Annotated in this window: 14 protein-coding genes; 12 read left to right on the forward strand and 2 right to left on the reverse strand. The window is 69.8% G+C overall.

The window, feature by feature from the left end:
• Positions 1–3: 3 nt before the first annotated feature.
• The 5 genes from leuD to KYX17_RS03355 all read left to right on the forward strand — a co-directional run bounded on the left by leuD (position 4) and on the right by KYX17_RS03355 (position 4911).
• Positions 4–600, forward strand: coding sequence for a 3-isopropylmalate dehydratase small subunit (gene leuD, locus KYX17_RS03335; RefSeq protein WP_243225303.1), 597 nt, complete (start codon positions 4–6; stop codon positions 598–600).
• A gap of 74 nt (positions 601–674) precedes the next feature.
• The gene (gene murA / locus KYX17_RS03340) at positions 675–2039 is read left to right on the forward strand and encodes a UDP-N-acetylglucosamine 1-carboxyvinyltransferase (RefSeq protein ID WP_243225312.1); all 1365 of its coding nucleotides are present in this window, start codon (positions 675–677) and stop codon (positions 2037–2039) included.
• A 5-nt stretch (positions 2040–2044) separates the two neighbouring features.
• Complete coding sequence (locus KYX17_RS03345) at positions 2045–2800, forward strand: 1-acyl-sn-glycerol-3-phosphate acyltransferase (protein WP_243226165.1); 756 nt, start codon at positions 2045–2047, stop codon at positions 2798–2800.
• Positions 2790–3929: an NAD(P)H-dependent glycerol-3-phosphate dehydrogenase gene (locus KYX17_RS03350; RefSeq protein ID WP_243225314.1), complete on the forward strand. Its 1140-nt coding sequence runs from the start codon at positions 2790–2792 to the stop codon at positions 3927–3929. Before KYX17_RS03345 ends, KYX17_RS03350 begins: the two co-directional genes overlap by 11 nt.
• Positions 3829–4911: a D-alanine--D-alanine ligase family protein gene (locus KYX17_RS03355; protein WP_243225318.1), complete on the forward strand. Its 1083-nt coding sequence runs from the start codon at positions 3829–3831 to the stop codon at positions 4909–4911. Before KYX17_RS03350 ends, KYX17_RS03355 begins: the two co-directional genes overlap by 101 nt.
• Positions 4912–4917: 6 nt before the next feature.
• Here the strand turns inward: KYX17_RS03355 and KYX17_RS03360 are convergent, their stop codons facing one another.
• Complete coding sequence (locus tag KYX17_RS03360; protein WP_243225322.1) at positions 4918–5427, reverse strand: DUF3515 family protein; 510 nt, start codon at positions 5425–5427, stop codon at positions 4918–4920.
• A 23-nt stretch (positions 5428–5450) separates the two neighbouring features.
• Between KYX17_RS03360 and thiL the strand changes: the two genes are divergently transcribed.
• Entirely contained in the window at positions 5451–6446 is a 996-nt protein-coding gene (gene thiL / locus KYX17_RS03365) for a thiamine-phosphate kinase (protein ID WP_243225325.1), read from the forward strand.
• Here thiL and rsmD read toward each other — a convergent pair.
• Entirely contained in the window at positions 6416–6991 is a 576-nt protein-coding gene (rsmD, locus tag KYX17_RS03370) for a 16S rRNA (guanine(966)-N(2))-methyltransferase RsmD (RefSeq protein ID WP_243225328.1), read from the reverse strand. The genes thiL and rsmD overlap by 31 nt on opposite strands.
• A gap of 79 nt (positions 6992–7070) precedes the next feature.
• Here rsmD and KYX17_RS03375 point away from each other — a divergent pair, with 79 nt between their 5' ends.
• From KYX17_RS03375 to mutM, 6 genes are all read left to right on the forward strand, one after another.
• Positions 7071–9239 (forward strand): ATP-dependent DNA helicase RecG, encoded by a 2169-nt coding sequence (locus tag KYX17_RS03375; protein WP_243225332.1) that lies wholly within the window; start codon positions 7071–7073, stop codon positions 9237–9239.
• 58 nt (positions 9240–9297) lie between these two features.
• The gene (coaD, locus tag KYX17_RS03380) at positions 9298–9795 is read left to right on the forward strand and encodes a pantetheine-phosphate adenylyltransferase (RefSeq protein ID WP_243225336.1); all 498 of its coding nucleotides are present in this window, start codon (positions 9298–9300) and stop codon (positions 9793–9795) included.
• 83 nt (positions 9796–9878) lie between these two features.
• Complete coding sequence (locus KYX17_RS03385) at positions 9879–10376, forward strand: DUF177 domain-containing protein (protein WP_243226166.1); 498 nt, start codon at positions 9879–9881, stop codon at positions 10374–10376.
• A gap of 2 nt (positions 10377–10378) precedes the next feature.
• Positions 10379–10588, forward strand: coding sequence for a 50S ribosomal protein L32 (rpmF, locus tag KYX17_RS03390; RefSeq protein WP_243225340.1), 210 nt, complete (start codon positions 10379–10381; stop codon positions 10586–10588).
• Positions 10589–10605: 17 nt separating this feature from the next.
• On the forward strand, positions 10606–11298 hold the full coding sequence (gene rnc, locus KYX17_RS03395; protein WP_243225341.1) for a ribonuclease III: 693 nt from the start codon (positions 10606–10608) through the stop codon (positions 11296–11298).
• Positions 11291–12154, forward strand: a complete 864-nt coding sequence (gene mutM / locus KYX17_RS03400; RefSeq protein WP_243225343.1) for a bifunctional DNA-formamidopyrimidine glycosylase/DNA-(apurinic or apyrimidinic site) lyase — start codon at positions 11291–11293, stop codon at positions 12152–12154. The genes rnc and mutM overlap by 8 nt, the downstream gene beginning before the upstream one ends.
• The last annotated feature ends 58 nt before the right edge of the window (positions 12155–12212 follow it).

A 12212-nucleotide genomic window follows, 5' to 3' on the forward strand; every position in this document is an offset into this window, starting at 1 on the left:
GCCATGGAGAAGTTCACCACGCACACCGGCGTCGCAGCCCCGCTGAAGCGATCGAACGTCGACACCGACCAGATCATCCCCGCGGTCTTCCTCAAAAGGGTCACCAAGACCGGATTCGACGATGCGCTGTTCCACGCGTGGCGCCAGGATCCGGACTTCGTGCTCAACCGGGACGCGTTCCAGGGGGCATCCGTCCTCGTCGCCGGACCCGACTTCGGAACCGGATCCAGCCGCGAGCACGCCGTCTGGGCGCTGCGCGACTACGGCTTCAAGGTGGTGCTGAGCCCGCGGTTCGCCGACATCTTCCGCGGCAATTCCGGCAAGCAGGGACTGCTCGCCGCCACGATCTCCGAGCAGGACCTGGAGACGATCTGGACGCTGATCGACGAGGAGCCCGGCCGCTCCATCACGGTCGATCTCGAGGCGCGCACCGCCACGATCGGTCGCTTCCAGGCCACCATCGGGGTGGACGATTACACTAGATGGCGGCTCCTCGAAGGGCTCGATGACATCGGGCTCACGCTGCGCAATGAAGACAAGATCGCGCAGTTCGAGGCCCGCCGCGAATCGTGGCGGCCACGGACCCTTCCCGTTCGCTGAGCGGGGACCGTGAGCCTGGGGCATCCGCCCCGGCGGCTGACGCCGTGATCCGTGGAAGTGAAGTGAGGCCCCGAATGACGACACCCCTGCGCGACGTACTCCAGGACGGCCTTCCCTCGTTGAGCGGGGATGTCATCGCCATCCGCGGAGGGCACCCGCTGCGGGGACGCGTCGATGTGAAGGGCGCGAAGAACCTCGCCACCAAGGCGATGGTCGCCACTCTCCTCGGCGAGACCTCCAGCACGCTGCGCGACGTGCCCGACCTCAGCGACGTCGCCGTGGTGCGCTCGCTCCTCGAGGTCCACGGCGTCCGGGTGGAGGAGGGCGATGAGCCAGGCTCCCTCGTCTTCGACCCCAGCGGCGTCGAATCCGCCCACATGGAGGAGATCGACGCGCACGCCGGCGCATCCCGCATCCCGATCCTGTTCTGCGGCCCGCTGCTGCACCGGCTCGGCCAGGCGTTCATCCCCGACCTCGGCGGCTGCCGCATCGGCGACCGCCCGATCGACTTCCACCTCGACGCGCTGCGCAAGTTCGGTGCGATCGTCGAGAAGCTGCCCAGCGGCATCCGCCTGTCGGCCCCGCAGCGCCTGCACGGTGCCAGCATCCACCTGCCGTATCCGAGCGTCGGGGCGACCGAGCAGGTGCTGCTGACGGCCGTCCGCGCCCAGGGGACCACGGAGCTGCGCAACGCGGCGATCGAGCCCGAGATCATGGACCTGATCGCCGTGCTGCAGAAGATGGGCGCGATCATCTCCTACGAGCCGAACCGCGTGATTCTCATCGAGGGCGTCGACAGCCTGCGCGGCTACGACCACCGCTCGATCTTCGACCGCAACGAGGCAGCCTCCTGGGCGTCCGCCGCACTCGCGACAGATGGCGAGATCTTCGTCGGCGGAGCGAAGCAGCAGGAGATGCTCACGTTCCTCAACGTCTTCCGCAAGGCGGGCGGCTGGTTCGACATCCAGGAGGACGGCATCCTGTTCCGCCGAGGCGGAGATCTCCAGCCCGTGATCGTCGAGACCGACGTGCACCCGGGCTTCATGACCGACTGGCAGCAGCCGCTCATCGTGGCTCTCACGCAGGCCGACGGGCGCTCGATCGTCCACGAGACGGTGTACGAGAACCGGTTCGGATTCACGCAGGCTCTCGTCAAGATGGGCGCCGACATCGTCGTGCACCCGCACGGTCTGCAGGACGGACCGCGCCGCGTGCCGCGTCGTGAGCTCGAGCAGGCCGCCGTCATCACAGGCCCCACGCCGCTGCACGGCGCCGACATCGTCGTTCCGGATCTGCGCGGCGGGTACAGCCACGTGATCGCAGCGCTGACCGCTCAGGGCCAGTCGCAGGTCTCGGGCGTCGACATCCTCAGCCGCGGATACGAGAAGTTCCTGGCCAAGCTCGACGCCCTGGGCGCCGACTTCGACGTCGTCCGGTGAGCGACATGGGCTCCCGGTCACCCGAGAAGTCCCGTCCGAGTCTGTTCTGGCTGCTCGCGATCGTGGTCATCCCGATGGTGTCCTACCTGTCGAAGATGACCTTCATCGGGCGGGAGAAGCTGCCCCGCGAGGGCGCCTACGTGCTCGCCCCGAACCACTACTCGGAGTTCGACCCGCTCATCGTGGCGGCCGCGGTGTGGCGCCTGGGGCGTGCGCCGCGCTTCATGGCGAAGGAGAGCCTGTTCCGGGTTCCGGTCGTCGGGGCGGCGCTGCGGGCGACCGGCATGATCCCGGTTGCGCGCGCCTCGTCCGCGTCGGCGGCGAAGCAGACGATGGCACAGTCCACCGAGCTCGTGGAGCACGGCCGGGGCGTGATCGTGTACCCGGAGGGGACGCTGACGCGCGATCCCGCCCTGTGGCCGATGCGCGGCAAGTCCGGTGCGGTCCGGCTGGCGCTGGCGGGCGACATCCCGCTCATCCCGATGGCGCAGTGGGGCACGCAGGACATCATGGGTCGTTACGAGAAGGGCCTGAAGCTGTGGCCGCCGCGCAAGCCCGTCCGGATCATCATCGGCGACCCGATCGACCTGTCCGATCTGAGGGGGCGCGCCGGCGACGCCACGGCGCTCAACGAGGCCACCGCCCGTCTGATGGACGCGATCACCGCCCTGCTCGAGCAGATCCGCAACGAGAAGGCTCCCGCCGAACGGTGGAACCCGGCCGATCACGGCCAGAAGGAGACCGGACGCCTTGACTCCTAGACGAATCCCCGCCACGGGCCCCAGAGTGGTCGTCGTCGGCGCCGGAAGCTGGGGCACGACTTTCGGAAAGATCCTCGCCGACGGCGGCGCCCGGGTGACGATGTGGGCGCGCCGGCCCGAGCTCGCGCAGGAGATCGCGGAGGCGAAGCGCAACTCGCGATACCTGCCGGGGATCAACCTGCCCCGCTCGATCGATGCGACGCACGACCTCGCGGCTGCGCTCGACGGCGCAGAGCAGATCTACCTCTCGGTGCCCAGCCAGACCTTGCGCGAGAATCTCAAGACGCTGCGCCCCCTGATCGCGGAGGGACCCGCGCCGATCGTCAGCCTGATGAAGGGCGTCGAGCGAGGCACCGGGCAGCGGATGAGTCAGGTCATCGAGCACGAGCTCGACTGCGATCCCGCGCGCATCGCAGTGGCGTCCGGACCCAATCTGGCGCTCGAGATCGCCCGCGAGCAGCCCACGGCAGCGGTGATCTCCTCGCGCAGTCAGGACACCGCCGACACGGTGGCCAGGGCAGCGCGCAACTCCTACTTCCGCACGTTCGTGAACACGGACGTGATCGGGACCGAGTTCGGCGGCGTGCTGAAGAACCTCATCGCCGTGGCGATCGGGATCGTGGACGGCGTCGGATACGGCGAGAACACGAAGGCGTCGATCATCACCCGCGGTCTCGTGGAGATGACGGACTTCGCGGTCGCCTACGGCGCTCAGCCCGGGACCCTGCAGGGACTCGCCGGCCTCGGAGACCTGATCGCCACGTGCCAGTCGCCGCTGAGCCGCAACAACACGGCCGGACGGCTGCTCGGACAGGGATACGGATTCCAGGACGTGGTCGCGCAGATGCAGCAGACCGCCGAGGGGCTCGCCTCGGTGGCGCCCATCCTGCAGCTCGCGCACGAGGCCGACGTGGACATGCCCATCGTGCAGCAGGTGAAGATGGTGCTCGACGGCACCATGAACCCGCGCGACATCGCGCCGCACCTGACGACAGACGACGACACCCCGCAGGGGGAGAGGACCAATCATGGCAAAGCAGACGGTGGTGGTGCTCTTCGGCGGGCGTTCCAGCGAGCACTCGATCAGCTCCGCGACGGCGGGCGGGGTGCTGCAGGCGATCGATCGTGACCGGTACGAGGTGATCCCGGTCGGGATCACCCGCGAGGGCGCGTTCGTCCTCGAAGCGGACGACCCGGAGAAGTTCGCCCTGGACGCGGCGCATCTGCCCGAGGTGGCGGACAACGGCACGCGGATCCTCTGGCCAGAGCCCGGAGGGGACCGCACGCTGCGCGTCGTGGCGCCGGACGGCTCGATCACGGGCCATGGCGAGATCGACGTGGTGCTGCCGATCCTGCACGGCCCGCACGGCGAGGACGGCACGATCCAGGGGTTCTTCGACACGCTGGAGGTGCCGTACGCCGGAGGCGGCGTGCTGGATTCCGCGCTGTGCATGGACAAGCACTTCATGAAGATCGCGCTGCAGGCGGCGGGCATCCAGGTCGCCCCCTGGATGACGATCCGTCGCCGCGACTGGGCGGCGGACACCGAGCTCGTGCGCGCCACCGCCACAGCCTTCGGCCTGCCGCTGTTCGTCAAGCCGGCCAGGGCCGGCTCCAGCGTCGGAGTCTCGAAGGTGTCCGATCCCTCCGAGCTCGATGCCGCGCTGGAGGTTGCCTTCGCCGAGGACGACAAGGTCCTCATCGAGTCGGGTGTCTCCGGCCGCGAGATCGAGGTCGCGATCCTCGACCGCGCCGACGGTCCCCGTGCCTCGGTGCCGGGGGAGATCGTCCTCACCTCGCGCGGCTTCTACGACTTCGAGGGCAAGTACCTGGGCGGCGACGGCGTGGACGTCATCTGCCCGGCGACCCTGACGGATGCTGAGACCGCCGCGATCCAGGAGGTCGGCGTCCGCGCCTTCGAGGCGGTCGACGGCCGCGGCCTCGCCCGCGTCGACATGTTCCTGACACCGGCGGGGGAGCTCGTGGTGAACGAGCTGAACACCATGCCCGGCTTCACGCCGATCTCGATGTTCCCGAAGTGCTGGATCGCGTCCGGGCTGACCTACACCGAGCTCATCACCGAGCTCATCGAAGCCGGGCTGCGCGACTGAGGGGCGTCAGCTCTCGGCATCCGGGTCGTAGTCCTCGGGCAGTTCATCCGGGGCGGTGCACTTGCCGTCCGCGGGGATGGAGGTGACCGCACCCACGATGCCGCGGTTGCTGATCACGTCGTTGGAGCTCACGACGCCGGTGTCGATGTACATCTGCACCGCGGGCTCGCGGCCGTAGGTCGTGAGCCGCACCATCGGCGTCTCGGAGGCGTCGACCAGCCAGTCCACGCCCTCGAGCGTCACGCACTGCAACTCGCTGGTCGGCGCAGGCTTCTCCAGGCCGCAGGTCAGCAGGATGGCGGAGGAAGGTGCGCCCCAGGCCGCGGTCGCCTGGGCATCCGTCCAGCGCCGGTCCTGGCCCGCCAGCGTGTTCGTGTTCTGCAGGCTGACGATCACCTCGGCGCAGAGCGGGTCGTTGGCGGCGGGCGCGGGCTCGAGATGCACGGTGCTCGCGCACCCGCCGAGCAGGGCCGTTCCGAGCAGCAGAACGGCGGCGGCGGCGAGACGGGAACGCATGCTTCCAGGCTACCTTTGACTGCATGCCCTCCCGTTCAGCCGACGATGATCCGCGCCTGTCCGAGCTCTCCGAGGGGCGGATCCTGCAGGCGATCCTGACCAGGACGCCGCCCGCGAGTCACACCCTGCTCGGGCCCGGCGACGACGCGGCCGTCATCGCCGCGCCGAGCGGCTCCGTCGTCGCCACCACCGACACGCTCGTGCACGGGCCGGACTTCCGCCTCGCCTGGTCCAGCGGCCATGACCTCGGATGGAAGGCCGCCGCCGTGAACCTCGCCGACATCGCGGCGATGGGGGCGCGGCCCACGGCGCTGCTCGTCGCGCTGGCTGTTCCCCGCGACATGCGCCTGTCCTTCGTCGAGCGGCTCGCCGACGGCGTCCGAGACGCCTGCGACGCGCTCGCTCCCGGGTGCGCGGTCGTGGGAGGGGACCTGACCACGTCGGACGTGCTGACGATCGCCGTCACGGCGCTCGGCGATCTGGAAGGACGCGCACCGGTCACCCGCTCCGGTGCCAGGCCCGGCGATGTCGTCGCCATCGCCGGCGAGGTCGGCCACGCCGCACGCGGTCTCGCTGTACTGTTCGGACGCTTCCGCGACGGGGATCGTCCCGTCCCCGTGGACCCCGCGCTGCTCGCGGAGGGAGAAGCGGATGCCGTGGCGGCGCAATTGCGCCCGCGCCCGCCGATCGGGCTGGGCGCCGCCGCCGCGACAGCCGGTGCGACCGCCCTGATGGATGTCTCGGACGGGCTGGCGCTGGACGCCGGTCGGTTGGCGGACGCTTCGGAGGTGACGCTGGAACTCCACGGCGACCGACTGGGGGCGGCCCCTCGGCGCGCCCTGGCCGGAGGCGAGGACCACGCGCTGCTGGCGACGTTCCCCCCGGACCGGCTGGCTCCGGGATTCCGAGAGATCGGGATCGTGCGCGAGCGCGGTTCCGCCGCCGTCCTGTGCGACGGCGCTCCGGTCGACGTCTCGGGCTGGGATCCCTACCGTGACTGGGACGCGACCGCGGGCTGAGCCCACCACAGCGCCGTGTCGCCGTAGACCTTTGCACGCACCTGCTCGAGCCCGGCGGCGGCGAGATCCGGCGGCGTGGAGCGCTTCGCGCGTTCGATGACGACCAGGGCGTCGTCGGCCAGCAGAGGAGCGAGCGCAAGGAGGTCAGCGGTCATCGCCGCGTCGTCGAGGTCGTAGGGCGGGTCGGAGAACACCAGGTCGAAGGGTCCGGAAGCACGCAGCAGAAACGCGTGCACGCCGAGATGGTGCACCCGGGCGGGCCTGCCCGTAGCGCGCGAGACCGCGTCCGCGTTGCGCCGGACGATGCCTGCCGCGGCCTTGGACAGTTCGACGAGGTCGGCGGAGGCAGCCCCCCGGCTGAGAGCCTCGAGTCCGAGCGCACCCGAACCCGCGTAGAGGTCCAGCGTCCGCGCGCCGGTCACGGCATCAGCCGACTCCAGCGCACCGAAGAGCGACTCGCGCACGCGGTCGCTCGTGGGACGCGTGCCCGCCGAGGGAACCGCGAGGCGCAGTCCTCCGGCGTCTCCCGCGATGATCCTGGTCACCCGTTCACCCTAAGGCACCGGGGTGACGGCGGCCTCGACGCTGCCGGCGACGTCCCCGGTCCCTTCTAGACTCGAAGCCATGTCCTTGAGTCTCGACGCGCCGCTGACCGTCGCGCTCGGCGACAAGGCGGCGAAGCCGCTCGAGCGCGCCTTCGGCATGACGACGGTGTCCGACCTCGTGACGCACTACCCGCGCCGCTACGCCGACCCGGGTGAGCTCACGCCCATCCTCCAGCTCCCGGTGGGGGAGATGGTCACCATCGTCGCCGAGATCCTCTCCACCAGCGTGCGCGTCATGCGCAACCGACCCGGAGCCATGGTCGAGGTCCGGATCGGTGACGGCATGGGCACGCTGTCGCTGACGTTCTTCGCGAAGAACAAGGGGCAGGCCGACTGGCGTGCGCAGCAGATGACGGCCGGCCGCCGGGGGATCTTCTCGGGCAAGGTCGGCGAGTATCACGGCCAGCAGCAGCTGGCGCATCCGCAGGTCGAGCTCTTCGACGACGAGGAGGAGGCCCGCAAGCGCGCCGACGCCCGCTCCGCCCGCCCGATCCCGATCTACCCGGCGACGGCCGCGGTGGCGAGCATGACGGTGCAGCGGCACATCGAGCGGGTGCTGCCCGAGCTCGGAGCCATCCCGGACCCGCTGCCCGAGGAGGTCCGCCGGAGTGAGGGGCTGCTGGACGCCAGGACGGCGCTCATCCAGATCCACCGGCCCGAGACGCGCAACGACATCGACCCGGCCGTGCGGACTCTGCGGATGCACGAGGCGATCGTCCTGCAGGCGGCGCTGCTGCAGCAGCGCGCGTTCGTGCGGATGCTGAGCGCGACCCGCCGGCCCGCGGAGCCCGGTGGGCTGCTCGAGAGGTTCGATGCGGCGCTGCCCTATGAGCTCACTGCGGATCAGAAGACCGTGGGCGCCGAGGTCGCGGAGGATCTGGTCGGGAACTGGCCGATGAACAGGCTGGTGCAGGGCGAGGTCGGTTCGGGGAAGACACTCGTCGCGCTGCGCGCCATGCTCCAAGTGGCCGAATCCGGCGGGCAGTCCGCCCTGATCGCCCCGACCGAGGTACTCGCAGGACAGCATCTGCGCTCGATCACGAAGATGCTCGGTCCCGAGCTCGCACCGCAGCTGATGCCGACGCTGCTCACGGGGCAGATGTCCGCTCCGGAACGGCGCAGGGCCGCGCTGCGCGTGGCGTCCGGTCAGGCTCTGATCGTGGTGGGCACGCACGCGCTGCTGGGGGAGAAGACGACCTTCGCCGATCTCGGTCTCGTCGTCGTCGACGAGCAGCACCGCTTCGGCGTCGAGCAGCGCGAGGCCCTGCGCGCCAAGGGATCGAGTCCGCACGCGCTGGTGCTCACGGCGACGCCGATTCCGCGGACGGTCGCGATGACGGTCTTCGGCGATCTCGACACGTCCGTCATCCGCACCATGCCGTCCGGTCGCGCCGGAATCGAGAGCTTCGTCGCCCCGCTCGCCGAGCATCCGGGCTGGTTCGCCCGCGTCTTCGAGCGCGCGGCGGAAGAGGTCGATCAGGGGCGCCAGGTCTTCGTCGTGTGCGCCGCGATCGACACCGCCGCGAAGACCGGCGAGGTCGGGGATCAGCCGCCGCCGGAAGGAGCGTCGGGTCCGCGCTGGGGTGTCGTCCAGCTGGACGAGGCGCTCGCAACGCACCCGAGGATCGCGAAGCTGCGCCGCGCGGTGCTCCACGGCCGGATGCCCGCGGAGGAGAAGGATGCCGTGATGCAGGCGTTCGCGCGCGGGGAGATCGACGTGCTCATCGCGACGACGGTGATCGAAGTGGGAGTCGACGTGCCGAACGCTTCCACCATGATCATCCTCGACGCGGATCGCTTCGGGGTCTCCCAGCTGCATCAGCTGCGCGGGCGCGTCGGCCGCGGAGGCGTTCCCGGCCTGTGCCTGCTGGTGACCGAGGCGGAGGAGGGCACGCTCGCCCGGGATCGGGTGGAAGCGGTCGCTGCGACGCTGGACGGGTTCGCCCTCGCCGAGGTCGACCTTGAGCTGCGCGGCGAGGGGGACGTGCTGGGGGCGACCCAGTCCGGCGTGCGCTCCTCGCTCAAGCTGCTGCGGGTGGTGAAGGACACCGCGCTCATCGCCAGGGCGAGGCGGCTCGCCGAGGACATCCTCGAGGAGGATCCGCTGCTGGACCGGCATCCCGGTCTGCACGACGCGATCGCACGGCGCGTGACGGCCGAGGACCGCGCGGCGCTCGCGAAGAACTGAGGGATTCCTGCCCTAGGCTGGGACGCATGCGCCGTACTGAGCGATCGAAGGAGTCGAAGTGAGCAGCCGGATCGCCGTGGTGCCGGGTTCCTTCGACCCGCCGACCCTGGGTCACCTCGATGTCATCCGTCGCGCGGCGAAGCTGTACGACGAGCTCCACGTCCTCGTGGTGCACAACCCGGGCAAGGAGGCGATGCTCCCCATCGCCCAGCGCATGAGCCTGCTGGAGCGATCGATCTCGGACGACGGGATGCCGGGGAACATCATCGTCGGCTCGTGGAGCATGGGCCTGCTGGTCGACTACGCGCGAGACGTGAACGCCGGGGTGCTCGTGAAGGGCATCCGCTCGCAGATCGACGTCGCGTACGAGTCGCCCATGGCGATCGTGAACCGCCACCTCGCGGACATCGAGACGGTGTTCCTGCTGCCCGACCCGTCGCACGCACTCGTCTCGAGTTCTCTGGTCCGGCAGGTCGCGGGTCTGGGCGGGGACGTGTCGCCCTTCGTTCCGCCGGCGGTGGCCGAGTTCCTGGACACCGGAGCGCGCGGCATCTGAGCCGGTAGAATCGAAGCGTGAAATCCCGACTCAACGGCCCCTTCGTGCTGCCCGTCCGCGACATCGTCCGGCATCCGGGCGAGATGCGCGAACACGCCTTCACGGTGACCCTCCCGGAGCAGTGGGGCGAGGGGATCGTCGCCTTGCAGGAGGGTTCCGACCTCGATCTCGACGTGCGTCTGGAGTCCGTCCACGAGGGGATTCTCGTGTCCGGAACGGCCGACGGAACCTATGAAGGCGTGTGCGGACGGTGCCTCACCGACATCGCTGCGCCTGTCGAAGTCGAGTTCCAGGAGCTTTTCGCGTATCCTGGAGAAGAAGAAACTGACTTCGAGGTTCAAGACGACCACGTGGATCTTGAAACTCTTGTCAGGGATGCGACCGTTTTGGCGCTTCCATTTCAGCCGGTGTGTCAGCCGGATTGCCCGGGTCTGGACCCGATCACGGGTGAGCGACTGACCGAGAGCACCGGGGCGGAGACAGCCGCTCCCATCGATCCTCGATGGAGTGCGCTCCAACAGATCGCAGACCAGGGGAGTGCGGAAGACAGCCGCGCGCCCGAGAACACAGAAGAGAGTTAGCCATGGCCGGTAACCCCCCGAAGCGCAAGGTTTCCCGTTCCAACACCCGCTCGCGTCGCGCGCAGTGGAAGGCGGCGCCCGTCGCGCTCGTCAAGACCGTCGAGAACGGCAAGGTCGTCTACAGCCGCCCGCACCAGGCGAAGGTCGTCACCGACTCGCAGGGCACCGAGCTCTTCCTCGAGTACAAGGGCCGCAAGGTCGCAGACGTCTGAATCACGGTCGCAGGATCGTGACGGAGGTCCCCGGGGGGACGGCGCCTCTCGCAGCCAAGCTCAGGGTCGATATCGACCCTGAGCTTCTGGCGTTGGCGCTGACCCACCGTTCGTACGCGTACGAGCACGGCGGGATCCCGCACAACGAGCGACTGGAGTTCCTGGGCGACTCGGTGCTCGGGCAGGCGGTGACCGTCATGCTGTTCACCACGCAGCCCGACCTCGACGAAGGCCAGCTCGCCAAGCGGCGGGCCAGCGTCGTCTCGACCGTCGCGCTGGCCGAGGTCGCGCGCGGCATCGGGCTGGGCGAACATCTTCTGCTCGGCCGCGGCGAGGAGCAGACCGGCGGACGCGACAAGGACTCGATCCTCGCGGACACGATGGAGGCCGTGATCGGCGCCACGTACCTGTCTGCCGGCCCCGAGCACGCCACCAAGCTGGTGCTGCGGCTCACCGAGCCACTGCTCGCCGACCCGGAGCGGTACGGCGCGGCGATGGATCCCAAGACGAGCCTGCAGGAGCTCGCCGCTCGGCTCGGATCTCCGCCGCCGCAGTACTCGGTGCAGTCGGACGGTCCCGATCACGATCGTCGATTCACCGCGACCGTGGTGGTCGGCGACGTCACCACCACCGGAGACGGGACCAGCAAGAAGACCGCCGAGATGGCCGCTGCGCTCACCGCGTGGCGGGTGCTCAGCGATCGTGCCTGAGCTCCCCGAGGTCGAGGTCGTCCGTGCCGGCCTCGCTCCTGCCGTCGTCGGGGCGACGGTCTCGTCGGTGTCGGTCCTCGACGAGCGCGCTCTGACGCGGCATCCCGCCGGGGCCGCCGACTTCGCAGCACAGCTGGAAGGCGCGGGCATCGTCGCGGCCGCGCGCCGCGGCAAGTTCCTCTGGATGCCGTTGACCGGTGCGGAGCGCGCGTTGACGGCCCATCTCGGGATGAGCGGGCAGCTGCTTCTGCGCGCCCCGGATGCTCCGGCGGAGCGGCACGAGCGGATCCGGCTCGGCATCGAGCATCCGCGGCACGGCTCGCTCGCGGTCGTCTTCGCCGACCAGCGGACGTTCGGATCGCTCGCCGTCGACGACCTCGTCGCCGACGGCGAGGACCTCATCCCCACGCAAGTCCGGCACATCGCGCGTGATGCGATGGACCCGCACTTCGACGACGAGGCCTTCGTCGTGGCTGTCCGCCGACGCGCGAGCGCGATCAAGCGCATCCTGCTGGATCAGACGCTCATCAGCGGTGTGGGGAACATCTACGCCGACGAGTCGCTCTGGGCCGCGCGCATCCACCCCGAGACCCAGGGGCGCATGTTGTCGGCGCGCGCGGTGCGGCGTCTGCTCGGCGAGGTGCGCCTCGTCCTCGACAAGGCCCTCGCCGAGGGCGGCACGAGCTTCGATGCGCAGTATGTGAACGTGAACGGTCAGGCCGGTTACTTCGCGCACTCTCTGAACGCCTACGGGCGCACCGGGCAGGCCTGTCCGAGGTGCGGCGGCCCGATCCGGCGTGACGCGTTCATGAACCGCTCCAGTCACTACTGCCCGCGGTGCCAGCGGAGACGCTGACTCTTCCCTGCTTACCAGCACCCGCAGGACGGGCAGGGCGCTTAGCGCGATCGAGTCG

It is taken from the genome of Microbacterium sp. CIAB417 (genome assembly GCF_022788845.1).